Annotated in this window: 25 protein-coding genes; 16 read left to right on the forward strand and 9 right to left on the reverse strand. The window is 38.4% G+C overall.

All coding sequences use genetic code 11. The features are described from left to right. Positions 1-224: 224 nt before the first annotated feature. Both IR213_RS09190 and IR213_RS09195 read left to right on the forward strand, forming a co-directional pair. A complete protein-coding gene (locus tag IR213_RS09190) occupies positions 225-515 on the forward strand; it encodes a hypothetical protein (RefSeq protein ID WP_194312015.1) in 291 nt (96 codons plus the stop codon). A gap of 63 nt (positions 516-578) precedes the next feature. Continuing rightward, positions 579-824, forward strand: a complete 246-nt coding sequence (locus tag IR213_RS09195) for a hypothetical protein (protein ID WP_194312016.1) — start codon at positions 579-581, stop codon at positions 822-824. On the opposite strand, the gene IR213_RS09200 is transcribed toward IR213_RS09195, so the two are convergent. Together IR213_RS09200 and IR213_RS09205 are read right to left on the reverse strand one after the other, a co-directional pair. Further along, the gene (locus IR213_RS09200; protein WP_194312017.1) at positions 821-1,273 is read right to left on the reverse strand and encodes a hypothetical protein; all 453 of its coding nucleotides are present in this window, start codon (positions 1,271-1,273) and stop codon (positions 821-823) included. The genes IR213_RS09195 and IR213_RS09200 overlap by 4 nt on opposite strands. Beyond that, positions 1,270-1,794 carry a hypothetical protein gene (locus IR213_RS09205; protein ID WP_228479149.1) on the reverse strand — a complete coding sequence of 175 codons (525 nt, stop codon included), beginning with the start codon at positions 1,792-1,794 and terminating at the stop codon, positions 1,270-1,272. The genes IR213_RS09200 and IR213_RS09205 overlap by 4 nt, the downstream gene beginning before the upstream one ends. Positions 1,795-1,851: 57 nt before the next feature. Here IR213_RS09205 and IR213_RS09210 point away from each other — a divergent pair, with 57 nt between their 5' ends. After that, positions 1,852-2,109 (forward strand): hypothetical protein, encoded by a 258-nt coding sequence (locus tag IR213_RS09210; protein WP_194312018.1) that lies wholly within the window; start codon positions 1,852-1,854, stop codon positions 2,107-2,109. Here the strand turns inward: IR213_RS09210 and IR213_RS09215 are convergent. The 6 genes from IR213_RS09215 to IR213_RS09240 all read right to left on the reverse strand — a co-directional run bounded on the left by IR213_RS09215 (position 2,086) and on the right by IR213_RS09240 (position 7,653). Then, entirely contained in the window at positions 2,086-3,606 is a 1,521-nt protein-coding gene (locus tag IR213_RS09215; protein ID WP_194312019.1) for a phage head morphogenesis protein, read from the reverse strand. The genes IR213_RS09210 and IR213_RS09215 overlap by 24 nt on opposite strands. A 113-nt stretch (positions 3,607-3,719) precedes the next feature. Continuing rightward, positions 3,720-5,003 carry a phage portal protein family protein gene (locus tag IR213_RS09220; protein ID WP_194312020.1) on the reverse strand — a complete coding sequence of 428 codons (1,284 nt, stop codon included), beginning with the start codon at positions 5,001-5,003 and terminating at the stop codon, positions 3,720-3,722. Further along, positions 4,969-5,430, reverse strand: a complete 462-nt coding sequence (locus tag IR213_RS09225) for a phage protein Gp36 family protein (RefSeq protein ID WP_194312021.1) — start codon at positions 5,428-5,430, stop codon at positions 4,969-4,971. The genes IR213_RS09220 and IR213_RS09225 overlap by 35 nt, the downstream gene beginning before the upstream one ends. Before the next feature lies 1 nt (position 5,431). Beyond that, positions 5,432-5,572 carry a hypothetical protein gene (locus IR213_RS09230; protein ID WP_194312022.1) on the reverse strand — a complete coding sequence of 47 codons (141 nt, stop codon included), beginning with the start codon at positions 5,570-5,572 and terminating at the stop codon, positions 5,432-5,434. Positions 5,573-5,576: 4 nt separating this feature from the next. Continuing rightward, positions 5,577-7,103, reverse strand: coding sequence for a hypothetical protein (locus tag IR213_RS09235; protein WP_194312023.1), 1,527 nt, complete (start codon positions 7,101-7,103; stop codon positions 5,577-5,579). Beyond that, positions 7,090-7,653: a response regulator transcription factor gene (locus tag IR213_RS09240; protein ID WP_194312024.1), complete on the reverse strand. Its 564-nt coding sequence runs from the start codon at positions 7,651-7,653 to the stop codon at positions 7,090-7,092. The genes IR213_RS09235 and IR213_RS09240 overlap by 14 nt, the downstream gene beginning before the upstream one ends. 196 nt (positions 7,654-7,849) lie before the next feature. On the opposite strand from IR213_RS09240, the gene IR213_RS09245 reads away from it, so the two are divergent. From IR213_RS09245 to IR213_RS09285, 9 genes are all read left to right on the forward strand, one after another. Continuing rightward, positions 7,850-8,839, forward strand: a complete 990-nt coding sequence (locus IR213_RS09245) for an HK97 family phage prohead protease (RefSeq protein ID WP_194312025.1) — start codon at positions 7,850-7,852, stop codon at positions 8,837-8,839. A gap of 6 nt (positions 8,840-8,845) precedes the next feature. Continuing rightward, the gene (locus IR213_RS09250) at positions 8,846-9,742 is read left to right on the forward strand and encodes a phage major capsid protein (protein ID WP_194312026.1); all 897 of its coding nucleotides are present in this window, start codon (positions 8,846-8,848) and stop codon (positions 9,740-9,742) included. A gap of 100 nt (positions 9,743-9,842) precedes the next feature. Next, complete coding sequence (locus tag IR213_RS09255) at positions 9,843-10,109, forward strand: hypothetical protein (protein WP_194312027.1); 267 nt, start codon at positions 9,843-9,845, stop codon at positions 10,107-10,109. After that, positions 10,106-10,585: a lysozyme gene (locus tag IR213_RS09260; RefSeq protein ID WP_194312028.1), complete on the forward strand. Its 480-nt coding sequence runs from the start codon at positions 10,106-10,108 to the stop codon at positions 10,583-10,585. The genes IR213_RS09255 and IR213_RS09260 overlap by 4 nt, the downstream gene beginning before the upstream one ends. Continuing rightward, entirely contained in the window at positions 10,582-11,064 is a 483-nt protein-coding gene (locus tag IR213_RS09265) for a hypothetical protein (protein ID WP_194312029.1), read from the forward strand. The genes IR213_RS09260 and IR213_RS09265 overlap by 4 nt, the downstream gene beginning before the upstream one ends. Positions 11,065-11,068: 4 nt before the next feature. Beyond that, complete coding sequence (locus IR213_RS09270) at positions 11,069-11,473, forward strand: hypothetical protein (RefSeq protein ID WP_194312030.1); 405 nt, start codon at positions 11,069-11,071, stop codon at positions 11,471-11,473. Position 11,474: 1 nt separating this feature from the next. Continuing rightward, positions 11,475-12,656 (forward strand): DUF2586 family protein, encoded by a 1,182-nt coding sequence (locus tag IR213_RS09275; protein WP_194312031.1) that lies wholly within the window; start codon positions 11,475-11,477, stop codon positions 12,654-12,656. A gap of 3 nt (positions 12,657-12,659) precedes the next feature. Then, a complete protein-coding gene (locus tag IR213_RS09280; protein ID WP_194312032.1) occupies positions 12,660-13,085 on the forward strand; it encodes a hypothetical protein in 426 nt (141 codons plus the stop codon). A gap of 66 nt (positions 13,086-13,151) precedes the next feature. Continuing rightward, a complete protein-coding gene (locus IR213_RS09285; protein WP_194312033.1) occupies positions 13,152-13,481 on the forward strand; it encodes a hypothetical protein in 330 nt (109 codons plus the stop codon). A 196-nt stretch (positions 13,482-13,677) separates the two neighbouring features. On the opposite strand, the gene IR213_RS09290 is transcribed toward IR213_RS09285, so the two are convergent. Beyond that, complete coding sequence (locus IR213_RS09290) at positions 13,678-13,839, reverse strand: hypothetical protein (RefSeq protein ID WP_194312034.1); 162 nt, start codon at positions 13,837-13,839, stop codon at positions 13,678-13,680. A gap of 33 nt (positions 13,840-13,872) precedes the next feature. Between IR213_RS09290 and IR213_RS09295 the strand changes: the two genes are divergently transcribed. Genes IR213_RS09295 through IR213_RS09310 form a run of 4 tightly spaced genes read left to right on the forward strand, consistent with a single transcriptional unit; the run spans position 13,873 to position 18,375 of the window. Next, on the forward strand, positions 13,873-16,257 hold the full coding sequence (locus IR213_RS09295; protein ID WP_194312035.1) for a phage tail tape measure protein: 2,385 nt from the start codon (positions 13,873-13,875) through the stop codon (positions 16,255-16,257). After that, the gene (locus IR213_RS09300) at positions 16,257-16,862 is read left to right on the forward strand and encodes a DUF6046 domain-containing protein (protein WP_194312036.1); all 606 of its coding nucleotides are present in this window, start codon (positions 16,257-16,259) and stop codon (positions 16,860-16,862) included. Before IR213_RS09295 ends, IR213_RS09300 begins: the two co-directional genes overlap by 1 nt. Continuing rightward, complete coding sequence (locus tag IR213_RS09305; protein WP_194312037.1) at positions 16,843-17,808, forward strand: hypothetical protein; 966 nt, start codon at positions 16,843-16,845, stop codon at positions 17,806-17,808. The genes IR213_RS09300 and IR213_RS09305 overlap by 20 nt, the downstream gene beginning before the upstream one ends. Positions 17,809-17,859: 51 nt before the next feature. After that, the gene (locus tag IR213_RS09310) at positions 17,860-18,375 is read left to right on the forward strand and encodes a hypothetical protein (RefSeq protein WP_194312038.1); all 516 of its coding nucleotides are present in this window, start codon (positions 17,860-17,862) and stop codon (positions 18,373-18,375) included. Positions 18,376-18,384 lie beyond the last annotated feature (9 nt).

The raw sequence follows: 18,384 nt of genomic DNA on the forward strand, positions 1-18,384 counted from the left end.
TGTAAATCATAAAGGTTGTGCATTGAAAGCTGTGGTTTCTTGTTCGGTCTCCCTCTTCGGGCTGGTCGTTGAACAATGTCGATAACTGGAACACGAATACGAACTGCAGCTCCCACCATGTAAAAATATTATTTCGATGCAAACCGTGCCACCCCGGCAAAAAAACACAATTTTAATAGGTTCGTTAGTAGAGCAATCGAAAGCGAGCCAATCAAAGCAAAGAAATGAAACGACTTAATAATATTTACAGTCAAATTACATCCATTGATAATCTAAGGATTGCTGAGGCTAAAGCTAGAAAAGGCAAAGCCAATCAATACGGTGTCAAGATTTATGAGTTTTTTGCAGCTGCAGAAATAATGTTCCCAATTATTAAAAAGGCATTTTATCCCAATGCTACTTATGCTGATTTCACCAATACTTTTAACTACACAGCATTTATAGATAAAGACAAGAATTATAATTTTCATTTCTATAAAGGCGAAACAAAATATAGATTTTTATCCAGTAGATAATTCCAAAACCCGACCTAAAAAATCGGGTTTTTTATTACAATAAAGTTATTTACATTTGCCTATATGTCAGTATCTATCAATCGTAGTCTTGGAATTCAAAGGAATAAGCTGTTACGATATAGGCTTATTAAAGAACTATACCAAAAGCACAAGACCGAAGATATTCCCACAACCGTGGTTTGGCGAAAATACATTTGTCCTGTTTACCCCATTTCACGCACAACGCTTTACGAAGTGCTTTGTACTCCGGTAACTTCTGAACTCAAAAAAATTGAGGACTTAATATCCACTCAAACGAGATTGTTTTAAACGTTGCTCACGCCAATAGTATAAGTCACTTCATACTCCTGAATACCATCGTCACGCTTCACTTTTCGCATCGCTGTACGCATCATAGCGCCAGCGGAACCTCCAACAACTATACCGTGTAATTCTGCGTGTACACTCTCTACAATATCCCAAATAGCCCAAGCCTGATTCTTTTGTGTTTGTGGCGCTCTGGCACTAGTATTGGTTAGTTTCAAGTTGGCAATACTGATTACTATTGTACCAGTAGCCATTTGTCGGTTTTGGGGTGTGGCGGTTCTATCACGACCAATGTCACTATATTGCAAACTTCCAATGTCAATCAATGCCAATGGGAATTGAGTGGGTGGATGCGGCGAATAATCGTCTAATTGTCCCCAATCTTCGTCCACATATTTCAAGGCTGGAATTGTGGCTAATTTGTCCTGAATGCTTTTTAAAACTACCTTCATCGTTTGAGTTTATTAAAAATTGTTTTTTCTAGTTCCTTCATATTCAAATTAACAACGTGCTCAATTCGTTGTCTCACTTGTGGATGATCACCTATGAACTGGCGTTGTTTTACCTTCATTTTGGCACCTACTTTTTGCAGGGCTAAAGCTTTCCAAGTTACAGCTTCCGCAGTTAGCTTTTTATTTCTTTCACCCTTACCAGATGTAACGGCACCGTTTGCCTTGTAGAACATCGCCCAAAAGAAACGTTTCATTTTTTCGGTTACAATGATTTCGCCACCTTCGTTTTGCAAACTGGCATAAGGCAAACTACTGGACCAGGTTATTTCATTATTCGTTTGCTTTGACCTAACAGATCGGCGGAGCTTACCGGTTCTCATCATTAAGCTGCCTCTTCGGTTGGGAATTTTGGTGTTTTCCCAAGGCTTGTCAAAGAAGGCTTTGCGCTCAAAGTTCCTGTCAAACTCATCGGTTAAGTCTACTCGAATGTCCGAAAGAATATTTTTTATAAAGTCAACCATAATTATTTTATTGCTTAAAACGTTGTTATTCAAATAACATTTACTAATTTTGTTGCTATGAAATGGAAATCACTGGACTTACGCAAAGCATCAATCTTTGACCTTACTGATGATCCCGAAATTATTAAACAATTTTGGGAGCCTGATTTTTTGTTTCCTACTAAAGAGGATTATTTGAAATATACCTCAAACAGCGACGAACGTGGTATTGTTCTTTTTTTATTAGAGTTTGCCGATGTTACAAAAGATAAGGAGCTTAAAAAATTTATAGAAAATGAATTTCAAGAGGAATTATCCACCTTTGGCCTTGAATAATTTTTTATTGTATTCCAATAAGTTGTTATAGTCCGTTTCTTTTATTTTGTCTTTTAAAGTTGCTGCAATAAACCCCCTCGCTGTTTTTTCTTCAATATCATAATAACTATGTTTTTTTATTGCATTAGCAAGTACATCCATTTGTTCAACATACTTTTTATCAATCAATCCTTTTTTTACATCTTCTAAAACCTTCGTTTTGTCTGCTTTAGCAAATGCAATTAATTGGTCGTAATTACGAACCATTGTATTATAACTCGTATTGGTTCGATTGGTCGTTAATTCAGAATGCTCTAAATTGCCCCCGAGCTTTTTCATAAAATCGCCTAGTGTATTTCTAGCTACAAATTCATTAGCAAGTTCCATTACTTTAGTGCCATCTTTGCTTAAGCCTACGTTGCCTGGTTTGTTTGCATTGTGCCACATTTCGTGATGTAATGTAGAGAATGCTTCTTCTTGCTTAAAAGTTGTTTTTTCGCCTCGTTTGATGGTATTTAATCCGTCTTTAATTGAGTTTAAAACATCCTTTTTTAGCGCAATAGTTCCATTCATATCTGTAAACCCGTTGACACCCTTTTGACTGGTCAGTTTTATTTCTTTAAATCCGCGCTCGAAATATTCGGGATTGTTTTTTGCAAACTCTGAAAAATAATTACTTACATCTGCTGTTGTTTCTAAAGGTTTTGGATTCTCTATTTTCTTCTTTAAAGCTTCCTCTGCCGCTTTCGCACCCGCCACTTTCCCATAAGGATACGCTGGAGGAAAAAGCACTTTATCCGCACCAGGATTAAATCTAAATATTTCTAAACGGTTCTTACCGTCCTTGCCTATTTGAGAGGTCGCAGCTTCACCTTTCTTAATGGCTTTTTCGCTGTCTTTCAAATAACCATCACCTTCGTATTTATCTTTCAAAACTTCAACGGTTGTACATCTACAATTCCATCCGTTTGGTGGCGTATAAGAACTCCAGAACGGGTCAGACTTTGGTAACGTGATATTATTTAGTGCAGCGTGTTCGTCACGTACTCTGTTGTCTCCTGCGGTTCTATACTGCAACTCATAACGGTCGTTATCGCTAAACTCATTCCACTTGGCTGCCATTTGTGAGGAACCCACGGCAAACTCATATTCAGCATTCAAATAGTTGCGGTTGTAGGTTGAATTTAGTTTGTCAAATTCATTCGATAATTGAGCAAAGGGTTTCAAATTTCCTTTATCGTCTAACAATAGTTTTGAAGCTTCGAATAATTGTGCGTGGGTTTTGAGTCCGCCAAAAAGGAAAGCATCACTTTGCAATGCTGTGCGCATTGTTTCAGGCATACCGTTATCGGTAATCGCAAAATTGAAAACATCATAGGTTTGGTTAATTAGATCCTGATACGCTTTCTCCGTTTGCAAGTCTTTTGGGTTGTAACTCCCTTTTTCGTGCAGGCGTTTAAAGGCATTTTCACCAGTGTTTAAAAGTCCTTTAAATTGGTCTTTAATTGCTAAATTCAATTGCCCGGCTTTTGCGTTGCAGTCTTCACAACCGCAATTGTACAAATTGGAAATTCGTAAATGCAATGCGTTAAAGTAAGGTTCCGTTTGTAGGGACAGGTCGCGACCTGTCCCTACACGAAAAAACCCTCTCCTAGATTAAGTGATAAATTGGCAGGTTGTGCCGTTGTTTTTGTTCCAATAACTTTGATGCCAAATTTAGTTTCAACCCATTTAGGGTCAATTTCTAAAAAGGCTGCAGCTTCCACAACCATTTTCCAAAGCACTTCTATATCTTCGGTTGCATCGTATTTGTACAACACACCTGCAGGGAGGATTCCCAAGACTTGTAAAGCAGGAATTACGGTGTCACGCCAACATTGTTCTATCAATGAAAGATCACTATCTACTAAATCGTCAAGAATGCCAATCGAGGTTTTTTCTTTTCCGTTCGAGCCGTTTTTGGTGTCCTGACCTACTACGGTTCCAGATACTCCCATTGATAACTCATTGTTGCAATAGCTCAATAAATTAGAATAGACATCGCCGTTAGTACTTACTCCTTTGGCAAACTCGAAGCTTTCAGAATCATCAATGATGAAATAGGCAGCCGAACCCATATCGGCCATCATTTGTTTGGCACGATTGACCATTACTTTGTCTTGGGTGTTGGTTTTCATCACACGAGGCGGAATACCATAAATCTCACACAACTCACTCCAGCAACTGCCTCCAAAACGTTTGAACAATACCATCGGTACACAACCATCCAATAAGCCTAAAGTGGTGTTCTTTTCGCCAAATTCAATCAACCAGGAACCGTATTCTTTTTGCTCCCGGTACTTAATTTTTTTGTCATCGGTATAGTCATAATAAAGATAACCCGTTACAGGATCAACATTCTGACGTGGAATACTATCAAAGGTTAGAACAGGCTCATTGTTTACCAATTTATACGAGAATTCCCCTAATGAATGGCGACGATAAACCGTTTCTAAAATGGCTTTGTTTACCTGAAAAACAAAACCTTTGTCCTGAAGTAAAGTGGTCAAAACATCGTTGGTTTTTCCATCGGCATTTTTGATACTGAAAGGTCGGCTCAATGATTTAAGCATTCTATTATTAACCTGTGATTGCAAGTGTAAATCTTTCAGGATATTGTCATACAAGTTTTGAATAGGAAAGAATTTTGGGTTCTCTTCTACCATTGCCATATTTTGAGCATTAGTCCAGGTCTTTATATCTTGCCTTGTTTGGCTAATGGTTTTAGGAACTATATTCTGAATATAGCTGTTTCCTGCTTTAGTCGATTTGAGCCCAAGGTCTACCGTTTCGGTCTTTTGGCCAAAAGGATTTTTTAAAAAATTTGAAATACTTCCCATCTTAATAATCGTGATTAAATTTTGCTCTTGAACCAAATTCAAAAGGGTTTTTGTCTCCTGCTGTGGTTTCGTCACGCACTAATTGTGGCAATGAGGAAACGTTTATTGTGCCTGTGGCTACTTTGGTAAACCAACTCGTAGCACGGTCGTAACGGTCTTTTGCTTTTTCATAGATAAAGTCGGCATTGCACAATTCGGCTACATACCATTTTGCCAGTGTACAGCAGTGTTGCACCACCAGAGAATGACGGTCGTTTCCTGTTTTGTTGAAGATGTTTTCTACATCATACAATAATCTACCGTCTAACCACTTTTTATTATCGGTATTTGGAGTCAAATAGCTTCTTGCCTCTTCGATGGCAGCGTTGCAAGCCTGAGCAACTAGATCATCGTTACCCTCGGTAATTTGGTCTAGTTGATAGTCATAAATGACACTGCCTAAATCTTCTTTGGTGATAAACATATTAATGCTGTTTTATGATTTTGTTCGAGGCGTGAACTCGTTCTTTTTTATCTTGAAGTCCCTTGTGTTGCCAAACATAATGCTCCACATAAATGGGAAAGCCCAAACAATCAACACCTACTTGATACGTTACTATTCTCATAATTTTAATATTTACGATTGTTAATGTGACCTACGTGGTACTCTGAATTTTCTTTACTTGCAATATTTTGAATGATCCAAATACCGCCTTCTAATCCATCAGGACCGTCCATCATTTTTGAGTTTGGAGCTACTCCTAAAAATTCCTCTTCCATAGTTTGCATATATGGATTGTCTTTTTCGTCAATGTTGAAATACAAACATCCTTCTTTGTGCAAAGGCTCTAAAGTTCCCTCAATACGGGTGTATTTTTCGCCTTTTGACCTTTTGTCTAATGACATAAATAGCGGTATTCTGCGAAGTATTTTCGCCACTGCTTTAACCAGCGGTTTTAAAACTTGCTCCCAAAAAGGATCTTGGAGCGAGTTGTTTTCTATCCAGTTTTTAAAAGTGTCTACTTTTCTTTCCTTCACCCAATCGTGGGCGTGATAGAGGTTGTTTACAAAGGTTCTCTGGGTCATATTATCCAACCAAACCTTGTATAAATAAAAGTTTCCTTGACGGTAGCCAATCACTCCTGTAAATTTTCTGGAACTGCTTTTATTGTCTTTATTACTGGTGGCTGGATCGGAATACACCAACACGTGTTCACAAGCTCGAAGTGGTGGACATTTAGCCCAATGCACTTTTTTGAATAGTTTACCAACACGGATAGGATTATTGAAGTACTCCTTTTGAATGGCACTGGTAGTCATTGTTCTAAAGGCTAAATCAATAAGCTCTTCAGTATTTCGCTCTGGCCAAGTAGAAACTCCGTTTTTGTCTCGAATGTTTACGATGTCGTGAACGTTGGCTTTCTTGGCCATTTCGGTAATACAGCAATATTTGGCAATGATGTTGCCACAGGCAATAATCAATAACGGCACCGATATAGAACGGGTTGGAATTAATGCCGTTTCAATCCATTGGTATTTTTTTTCTATGGTATCAGGATTGTTACAATCTACATCCGTGTCAATATCATCAATCAAAATCAAGTCAGGACGTGCTGCATCGTTACGGGTTCCACGAGGTGACTGACCCGCTCCGACGGCTCTAAATGAAACGCCTTTCTTGGTGGTAAAATCGCCCTCTTCCCATCCACTTAACGCTTTTTGGTCTCCATAATCATTCTTTAAACGATCATTAATTTCAAGAATGGTTTTGTATGGTTTCAACAGCCTTTCCGCATCATCATACGTGGCAGAAACCAGTATAATGGTTTTCTTTTTGCCTGTCATTGCGAGCAATAAGACATCCATCATCGTTCTACCGGACTTGGACAAATCCCTCGCCCAGGAACGCACTTCATACCATTCTGGATTCGCAAGAACCCGCTTGGTAGCTTTGGTGTGAAATGGAGCTGGCTCGGAAGTGTAAAAGTTTGGAAAATAGTATTTATACCATTTTTCTGGATTCGCTTCTAAATCGGCTATTCTTTTTAGCTTTTCGGTTGCGTTTTCGTTCAAATCAACAGGCGTTGCCCTGTACTGATTCGTGACAAAATCATCCCAACCCAAAAGTTGTTCCCTGTCTTTTCTACTTAGTGCCATCCGTCATTTTTTGTTTAATGAAAGCATCGCAATAGATGGTTAATTGATTGGCAAATTGCGGATCAATACTTCTAACAAATAGGATGATGTTTTTGGCAACTGATATGGTTTCGCCAATATTGGTCTCGGTCTCCAATCGCTTGATGGCGGTTGTGAGCTTCGAAATGATGTCCGTGTCTTTTGAATTTGGAAAGTTCCCCACGATGATAGGATAATCCTCTGGGGTGTATTTTGGGTATTCTAGTTTTTCGTCACCAAAGCTGTCTTTTAATTTTATAGGCTTTAGCATAAAATTGGGAATGTCACGAACGACTGGACGTGTTTTTATCTCGTCATTAGCGGCTTGTAATTGACCATATAATGCCGTGATTTGATTGTCCTTGGTTACCAATAAAGATGTTTTTTCCTTATCCCAATGCCCATTTTTTACCCAAGTACCAACTGTCTTTTCAGTCAATTTCAAACGGTCGGCAATTTCCTTTTGGGTAAGTCCGTCATTTATGTAATACCGTTTTGCCAAGTCATGTTCAACCTGTTTTTTAACTCCCATCTTATACTATTTACTAGCAAAATTGACGTATTGACCCCCTTTAAAAAAATTTCTGTTTACTTGCTTTACAACTGTGTTAAGTCTTGGTAAACAAGTGTTCAACTGCCGTGCAACTATTTTTTTAGCCGTTGGGTTTGGCTAATCTTTGTCATCTCAAAAGCGAGCAAATCGCATTATTAAACTGAAAAAATAAGCAATGCCAAAACCAAAAATTTTTATCCTGAATGACGATGCTGTTCAAAACAGTTACGGGTTTTTTATTTTGACATCTGGCGGAAAGCTAGACCGTTTTAAGAGCAATCCGGTAATGCTGTCCGACCACATTAACAAGAATGAAAATGTAATTGGGAATTGGTTGAATCTTCAAGTTGAAAACGGCCTGATAAAAGCCGAACCAAACTTTGATGTTGCCAGACCGATTGGTCTTGAAATCTCGGGTCAAGTAGATCGTGATTTTATCAAAGGCGCATCGATGGGGATTTTGCCTAATTGGGATTCGATGGAACGTGTAGGCGACAAACTTATTCTAAAAGAATGGGAATTGGTCGAAGCTTCGATAGTTCCGGTACCATCCAATAGAAATTCGATTGCTATTTATGGCATCGATGGAAATTTGATGGAAGAGTCCGAAATACAAAACTTATGCCTTTCAGTTCAAGGTGCCAACACTCCAAACTTAAATCCAAAAAATTCGAATATGAAAAAAATCCTATTAAGCGTAGCCACGCTTATGGCGTTGGGCTTTGATGACCAACCAACGGACGGCCTAGATGTAGCCGCTGTTGAGGCTAAAGTATTGGGGCTTTCCTCCCAAGTAACCAAACTAACGTCTGAAAACGAAGGTTTGAAATTGGCAGCACAAACCGCTAAAGAAGCACAAGAAGCTGCTTTGTTATTGTCGACTACCAATAAAGTTGATTTGGCCATTATCCAGGGCAAAATCCCTGCAGACAAAAAAGAAGCTTTTGTAAAGTTGGGTATTGCTTCGCCAGAAGTATTGGAAACGACTTTAGACTCTATTCCGGGTAAACAAAACTTTGGCGCAGGTGTTAAAACTGCGACAGGAAACGGAGCTGCTACAGTTGCGACTATTGAAGATTTCCAAGCGTTGAGCACTGAATTGCAATTGTCATTCAAAAATGACAACCCAGAGGAGTACAAAAAACTTGTAGAATCAATTAAATAAGAAAATATGAATTTTCCAGAAATTTGGGTTAAAAGGGTTATTCAAAACATAACCAACCAAGCGGTTGCCACTTGGTTAGACGGTATTCCAGAACTAGACGCGGACTTTACGGTTCTTGAAGAGGGTTCTGCATCAGAGCTAACCGTGATTAATATTCCAAGAGCGAATTTTAATCCTGATGTATTGGTAAACAACAATGTTTATCCTATTCCAATTCAAGCCTATTCTGACGATGGTGTAGTCTTGTCAATTGACAAGTACCAAACCAAAGCCACGTCAGTATCAGACGATCAGATTATCGGTTCTGCGTACGATAAAATCGATGCAACAACCCTTAGTCATACAAGAGCCATCTTGACTAAAAAGTTTAAAAAAGCAATCCACTCTATTGCGCCAACTTCTACAACCGCAGCTACGCCAGTAATTGCAGCCACAGGTACGGCAGTTGGAGGAATAGCGACTTTACAGTATGATGATTTGGTAGCGCTTAAAGACCAATTTGACGCTGACGAAGTTGATCCATCAGGTAGAAGGATTGTGCTTTCAACTAAGCATTGGAATGACTTATTGATTGACCGTAAAAACTTTGGGGATCAACTTGTAAATTATAGAACTGGAATGCCAGCTCCAATGATTGCAGGATTTGAATTGTTCCAATACAACGGAAATCCATTATACACTAGTGCCGGTGTTAAAAAAGCATTTGGAGCTGTTAAAGAAGCTGGAGATCGTGAGGGGTCTGTTGCTTTTTGGACGGGTGGTATTGCTAAAAAAACAGGATTGACTAAGCAGTATTTTACTCCAGCATCTTCCGATACAGGAAACCAAGCGAACCTTTTAAACTACCGTCATTACTTTATGGCGTTGCCGTTTGAAAGCAGATTCATTGGAGCAATTTACTAGTCCTCACCCCCAGCCCCTCTCCAAAGGAGAGGGGAGTGAAAAAAGATTATAACCAAAAAGGCTACTGCAAAACGTAGTAGCCTTTTTTTATAAAAACCAAATGGAGCAATTTTTATATCCCACACTTACCGCATTTTTTGCCGCTTTAATCACTTGGTTTTTCAGTCGTAAAAGCACTGAAATAGACAACGAAATTAAGTCGGCTGATTTTTACAGGAATTTGTTGGACGATGCCACCAGAAGGTTAAATGAGGCAATTGATACTATTACTGCGCAAGATGTAAAGATTAAGTCATTGATGGCAGAAATTGAATCATTAACCGTTGAAATCAGGAAGTACAAACAACTAAACGGAAAATCGGAATGAAACTAAATCAAGCGGGTTATCAATTAATTCAAGAATTTGAGGGTTTGAAACTAAAACCTTATTTGTGCAGCGCAGGAGTGCCAACTATTGGTTATGGTAACACGGTATATCCTAACGGTAGAAAAGTAACGATGAAAGATGCGCCAATAAATAAAGCGTTTGCCGATCAGATGTTTCGAAGCACTGCAGACTTGTTTGCAAAAGATGTTGCAAGTCTTATTAAATCTAAAGTGAATCAAAATCAGTTTAACACGCTGGTGAGTTTGGCGTACAACGTAGGTACCGATATTGATGCCGATGATATTCCAGAAGGATTAGGCGACAGCACATTACTAAAAAAAGTAAATGTAAATCCCAACGACAAAACCATTGAAAATGAGTTCCTAAAATGGAATAAAGCCAATGGAAAAATCAACACGGGACTAACAAACCGTAGAAAAAAAGAAAGTATAATTTATTCAACACCCATAAAATGAAAAATTTAAAACACATTGTGTTGTTGTTTTTTTCGCTCGTGGTACTGGTTTCCTGCGGAAGTTCGAAGCCCGCCACGACTGAAAACAAAACACAAACCATCACGGTAAAGGAAACGGTACACGATACTATTTTCAAGATTGAAAAAGATAGCTCTTCACTAAAAGCATTGTTAGAGTGCGAAAACGGAAAAGTAGTCATTAAAAACATTGTCCAATCTGAACCAGGACGCAATTTAAAAAGTCCGAAGGTTCAGATTGTAGATAATGCACTTCGAGTCGATTGTGAGGCAAGAGCTCAGGAATTGTTAGCCCATTATAAAGATACTGAAAAGGCAACATTTCAAACTATTACCAAGACTATTACTATTGAAGTAAACAAATTGACTTTTTGGCAACAAATACAAATATGGGGATTCAGGATATATACCGGACTCTTATTGTTATTAGCTATTTGGGTCTATGTAAAATCTAAAATTTAAAATTATGAGTAAAGAAATTTTTGAACAAAACCCAAGTTTAGAAAAGGTATTTGTAACCTCAGATGGGCAAGCCTTTTATAATGAAAATGATGCTAATAACTACGCTAAAAATTTGGAGCTTAAAACGGTAGAAACGGTTTATAACGAAAATTTATTGGAAGTTATTGGCGAAGAAGATTTGTCCGATTCTGATAAAGAAATGGCTGAATTTGAGGCTGCTGAAAAAGCAAAAGCAGAATTGGCTCAATCATTAGCCGATTTTGATCCTGAAACCACCAAATATCCAGAAGCTTTGAAATTATTCAAAGCCTTAGGACTAGAAGCGGAAAACGAGAAAAAAGACACAATCTATCCTTTGTTGGCAGCTGCTAAAGCAAGCGCACAAGAAGGTGTTAATACTACAGCGTAATATGAATACAGTTTCATTTAATAGACAGGGTGGTGGTTTAGGCAGACAATTGCCTGGCGAAGATCACATAAGCGGTTTGGTATTTTACGGATTACCAGAGCTTGCTAAAGTAGAAATTATAGAAGTTGAGCAATTGGCTACTATGGGCATCACTGCCGTCTCTCATCCGGTGATTCATTACCACGTGTCGGAATATTTCAGGGTTAATCCTGGATCTAAATTGTACATTGTTTCTAAATTGCTGAACGATGGACAGTTTAACGATGTAAAACAGCTTCAACAATTTGCGGAAGGTAAAATAAGACAAATAGGCGTTGTGGATTTATTGACCGTTTTTGCTACTATAGTAACGGCTTCCGAAGCACTAAACAGCCGATTAAACGAATTAGCAATCGCGAATATGCCTTGCAGTGGTGTTATATCGTTTCACAATATCACTAATGCTAATCTTTTAGCCTTGCCTAATCTTCGGGTTTTAAGCTGCGAAAGATTGAGTGTTTGTATTGGTCAGGACGGTTCAGGTCGTGGCAACTATGTTTCTGGCATTTTTGGAAAAAAAGTCGGAATAGTTGGTGCCACAATGGGTGCCATTTCTAAAGCCAAAGTTCACGAAAGCATTGGTTGGGTTGAGAAGCAAAACCTAGTTACAGGAACTTACGCAAAGTCATTGACAGATGATTTAGTTGTAGCTCGAGAGTTGGACGTTGTCAAGTTTATTGACGGAACCTTAGTTAGCGACTTTACCCCTGCGCAAATTCAAGCTATTAACGATAAAGGTTATTTGTTTCCAATGAAACACATTGGTTATACAGGCACTTTCTTCAATGATAGTTATACTGCAACGGCTGTAGATAGCGATTTTATGACTATCGAAAACAACCGTGCCATCGATAAAGCACAGCGTGGTGTTTACGTTAAGTTGTTGCCTAAAATTTCGGGTCCAATCTATATTGATCCTGCAACGGGTTTAATTAGTGAAGACAGTATTGCCTCTTTAGAAGCGATTGCATCAATTGCTTTAGAGCAAATGGAACGTGATGGAGAGGTTTCAGGATTTAAAGTATTTATTAACCCCGATCAAGATGTTTTGGCTAGCTCAAAAATCACAGTAACACTAAAAGTAGTTCCTGTAGGTGTATTGCGTGAGATAGTTGTAAACATTGGTTTCGCAAAACAAGTTTAAGTTATGCCAATAGTAAATTTAACCCCATTAATCAATGGTCGTGAATACGGCTGGGCAGATATTATTGTAAATATATCAGCCACTCCAATAGTAGGCATTAGAGCCGTGAAATATGAGGAGGAGCAAGAAAAAGAAAACATTTACGGAGCTGGTCGTAACCCAGTATCTCGTGGCTATGGTCGTGTAAAAACCACTGGTTCCATCACGTTGCTTTCGGCTACTGTATTTGCAATGCAGGCGGCTGCGCCAGGTGGCAAGTTGCATAATATAGCTCCATTTCCTATCGTGGTACTTTACCAGCCAGAAGCGGGAGCCATTGTAACACATACTTTGAAAAATTGTGAGTTCAAGAAAACTACTTTCGACTGGAAAGAAGGTGATTTGAGTAAAGAGATTGAACTGGAATTAGTGATTAGTCACGTAGTATAAAAAAACCTAACCCTCTCAAGATTTATAACTTGAGAGGGTTTAAAAAAAACAAACAACAAAAACAAAATGGAAACAACACCAGAAAAATTAGTTTGTGGACTCACAGAACCACAAGTAGAAGGATTAAAAAGAAAGCACGGATTTCTTGTAATCGTGGCAATCACTCAAGGCGAAAATACTTTCAACGCCATTTTTAAAGAACCCACTTTTGAGGTTCTTGAAGCCACTGGAGCTATTGGTAAAAACAGCGAAATAAAAGGCACAATTGCCCTTTATGAAAACTGCATTGTCAAAGCCGATGAAGAAATAAACAACCGTGATTTTGCTAAACTTAAAGCATTAGAAGGATTGGCACAGCACATGAATTCCTTTTCGGTTAGCGTAAAAAACTTGTAGCCCGTCTGCAAAACGGCGGGGACGATGTGGGAACAATGCAGGGTGATGCTATAATAATGGCCAACTTTAGAATTAATCCCAAAAAATTACAAGTTACCCAGTGGGGAGAGTATTACGCAAAAGCGATATGGCTTGAGGAATGGCGGTTGAAAAACCAAGCCGAAATGTTTAAAAATTTGTTTGGGGAAGTGAATAATTAACAACCGTTATCCTTATTGATGCGTTTGCCAAAGTTCATCAGAGCAAGAAATACAAGAACTCCAATAACTAGTGGTGCTGCAATTGGAAATATGGCAGACAATCCAATAAAGATTGAAAAACCAATTATCCAATACAATAATTTCTTTAGAAAATTCATAGTTAAAAGTTTTACTGCACAAATATATAAATAATGGCTGAAAATATTTCTCTTAATATACAATTTAACACAAACGGCACTGCAGTTTTTCAAAAACTGAATGAGGGTCTAAATACAGTTAATGAGGGTACAAAGAAAATAACAAAGTCTTTTGGGGATTGTTATAAGTCATTATTGGCAGTAGGATTAGCAGTTGATGGATTAAACACTTTGAAAGAAACATTAGACGGTGTTATTGCTCCGGGTATTGCTTTGAATTCTCAAATGGCGGATTTAAGTGCTATTACCGGATTAACAGGTCAAGGCTTGAAAGATATAGAAATAGCCGCTAGACAAAGCGCGAAAACCTTTGGAACGGATGCCAGTCAAAACGTAAACTCGTATAAACTCATCCTTTCGCAATTATCACCAGAGATTGCCAAAAGTAGTGAGGCAATGAAATTGATGGGCAATAATGTAAATATTTTGTCTAAAACAATGGGTGGCGACACAGTGGCAGCAACCGAGGTTCTGACTACGGCGATGAACCAATACGGAGTTTCTACAGCCGATCCTATTGCGGCTAGTAAAGCAATGGCCGATATGATGAATGTTATGGCGGCAGGTGCCAAAGAAGGTTCTGCCGAACTACCACAAATCAAACAAGCGTTAGAACAGGTCGGAATGGTAGCAAAAACCACAGGATTAAGTTTTGTTGAAACCAACGCCGCTATTCAAATGCTGGATAAGGCAGGAAAAAAAGGAGCTGAAGGCGGTGTGGCATTGCGAAATGTTTTAACCACACTTTCCGAAGGTCGATTTGCTAGTAAAGATGCCGCAGTTGGTTTAAGCCAAATGGGCGTTAGTACTACTACGCTTGCCGATGCGAGTATTCCATTGACCGATCGTTTGCGAATGCTAAAACCCGTTATGGGCGATACAGCATTGATGACAAAGGTTTTTGGTAAAGAAAATATGGCTGCATCCATCGCATTGATACAAAGTGCGGATGGTCAGGATGCTTTAGCAAAAAAGATTACAGGAACTAATACTGCAATTGATCAGGCCAATGTGGTTATGGGCAGTTATCAGGAACGGATGAACCGTTTTAAAGCAGGTTTAAACGACGTTAAAATTAGCTTTTTTGAATTTGCACAGCCAATATTACCTGCGACTCAAGGAATGTTTGAATTTATAAATATGGCTGGTAAACTTGCCATTTCTGGTAACGCCATTAGCTCCGTTTATGGAGCGGTTAAAGATAGCTTGAGTAAATATGAAGGTAGTTTAAAAAAGTTGAAACTCAGTTTGCAATTAAGCAAAGCAATGATTCTTGACAGCACTTTTGTAACATCGATATCTGCTTTTGTAAATAAAATATATGCAAAGTCAATGGACAGTGTTCGAACTGCTACAAATAGAACTACAGCTTCGGTTATGGGTTTGAATTTGGCAATGTTAATGAGCCCTGTTGGACTGGTAGTTATCGGGGTTCTTGCTCTGGTGACAGTTTTTAAATATTTGTGGGATCACTCGAAACGGTTTAGAGAAATTCTATTCGGCGTTTGGGAAGCGGCCAAAGCCGTGTTTCATAATATTGGGGTCGTTGTAAAACGAGTTTGGGATATGGTCGTAAAACCAATCATAATGGCCTACTATACTTTTTACAAATTTGTATTTACTAAAATTTGGGATTTTATAAAATGGGTTTTCAACGGTATTGCCGCCGTATTTGTTTGGCTTTACGAGCAAGCTGTGGCAGTTTTTACAACCGTTGCCGATTTTGTGGTTGGGGTTTTCAATTGGATAGTAGAGCAAGTTAGCGGGGCATTAGTCTCAATAGGCTCTTTCTTTAGCGGATTGTGGGATTGGTTTAGTGGTGTTTTCACGGGGTTTGCAAAATTTATAGATGAATGGCTTATTCAACCAATAAAAAATGCCTTTGGTGGCATTTGGGATTGGATTGTAGGATTATTTGAAAAAATTATGGACAAACTAACAGGGGTTTTTGCACCTATAAAAAAATTCTTTAAAACCCTGTTTTCTAGCGAAGGGATGACCGATGTGAAAGCGGCATACAAACAGGGAGAGAAAAAAGGAGCGGCAAGTTTTGAAGCTGATCAAGCTAAGAATGGCAAAACACAAAAGGTTGAAGTGGTTGGAAAACCCGAAGCCAAAAAAGACAAAAACGCATTTGATGTTACCAAAGGTGCGGTAATGCCAGCAACAAAGCCCATTGTGGGAGTTGGCGCAAAAGATAAAAAAGACAGTAGCGGTTCTGGTGGTAGTTCGGGTTCAAGAAGCCTAACGATTGGCAAATTGATTGAGAATATGCACATACACGTTGGCGGAACTATTAGAGAGAGCAAAGAAAGTATCAAACAATCTATTACCGAAGTTTTATTGACGGCAGTAAATGATGTAAACCTAGCCAACTAATGCAAATTAATTTTCCAAGTCCAGAACAGGCAGCGATAACATTAGCGAGTCAGGGTGTAGTTGCAGCTGCGTTTTCTTATGGAAAATTTACACCGCTAAAGGTTACATCTGAAGATATAAAGTTGCAGGGTTCAAACTATATCGGAGTGCCAACATTAACGAGTTTGGCTTTTCAGTATAATAATGTTAGAGTGGAGCTGTTGGAGTGCATTATTACAGTCAATCAAGAAAAGAATATTGTAACCACTCCAATGCAAGGTCGTGACGGAACGGTAAAGGAATATATAAGTGATGGCGATTTTACAATTTCTGTCGATGCGGCAGTGAGCAGTTATGCTATTGATCAAAAAACACAAAGTGATTTTAATGATAGTCAGGCTTATCCATTATCCCAATTAGAGGATGTGATTGCGACATTAAAAATCAAAGATACTTTAGAAGTACACAGTGATTTTTTAACCCTATTCGGCATCACTAATGTAGTTGTCAAAACTTATGGAATGGTTCAGGAAACGCATAGTAATAGGCAATCGTTCAATATTCAAATTTTAAGCGATACACCGTATGAAATAAAAATACAAGACGATGCTGGTATTAACAAGTGAAATAATTATTGAGTGTGCGCAAACGTGGAAGTTTGACGCACTAAACAATTGTACCATTGTTGAAGATATGGCAACATTGACAGACACCTGCGAATTATTGCTACCTAATAAAATAAGTTGGGAAGGTTTTGAAAATTTTAAACTGCCCATAAAAAGAGGCGATAAAATAACGGTTAAACTGGGTTACAACGGCGTTTTGAAAACTCGATTTGTGGGATACATTAGGACCATAGATGCAAAGAAGCCTATTAAGATACTATGCGAAGACGGGATGTTCTTACTAAAAACTGTTGAAACAAAAAAGAAAGGTTACAAGAAAGTTACGTTGCAACAATTAATCGCAGACTTGCTAGACGGAACTGGAATACCATTTGAATTAGTAGACGGCGATATTCCTTTAGGCTCTTACCGAATGTTAAAGGATACCGTCGCCGAGGAGTTGAACGAAATGAAAAGTAAGTACGGTTTGCGGGCTTACTTTAGAATTATAAACGGGGTTTCAAAACTGTATGTCGGACTTGGTTATCCTTTTGATAACAGGCGGAAAGAAAGTTTTATTTATGGCAAAAATCTAATAAGTGAAGACTTTGTGTATCGCATTGCTGAGGATGTTAAAATAAAAGTAAAAGCCATATCGATTGATGACAAAAACAAAAGAACCGAAGTTGAAGTGGGTGATAAAGACGGCGAACTCTACACGGTGTATCACGACAACATAGGGATGGATGAGTTGAGAATATTTGCAGAAAGCGAATTGAAACGATTTAAAACTACTGGATTTAAAGGCAGTTTTGAAACCTTTGGAGAGCCATTTGTAAACAAATGCGACATCGCTCACATCGAAGCTTCGGACAATAACAAAGGCGATTTTCTAATAAAAAAAGTAGAAATAAACTTTGGAATGAATGGTTATAGACAAAAAATTGAAATAGGGCAACCGGTTTGATTTTAGATTGCAGATTGCAGATTGCAGATTTTAGAAATTGAATTTAGATTTATGGACGATGGAAAAGAAATAGGATCGATTGTAAAACATTTGTCGAAAACAAGCGATGAAGTTTATGCCAAAGTTTGTGAAGTTCTTGAGGTTGATGAAAGTGAAAAAACAGTAGATGTAAAACCCATTGATGGTACTTCAGAAATATTTAATGTTCGATTGCAGGCAGAAAGTGAAGCTGGCGGGTTGGTATTAATTCCAAAAGTGGGTAGTGTGGTCCTGGTTGTTTTTTTGAACAAAAACAATGCGGCAGTTGTCAATACGAGTGCCATTACAGGTTGTAAATTGAAGATTGGGAATTGCGAATTGTTGATGGATGCCGATGGGTTTTTGCTGAGAAAAGAAAATGAAACTTTAAAGAAGTTGATGGGCGATTTGATTCAAGCCATAAAAGCAATGAGTTTCTTGGTTAGCACGACCGGAACAGCAGCGGCTCAAACCGGAGCTACAAACACATTAAATAATTCGGCTCAATTCACAGCTATTGAAACACGGATTAATCAGTTTTTAAAATAGGTTTAAACG

Origin of the sequence: Flavobacterium soyangense, assembly GCF_015277675.1 — a bacterium.
Taxonomy (GTDB): Bacteria; Bacteroidota; Bacteroidia; order Flavobacteriales; family Flavobacteriaceae; genus Flavobacterium; species Flavobacterium soyangense.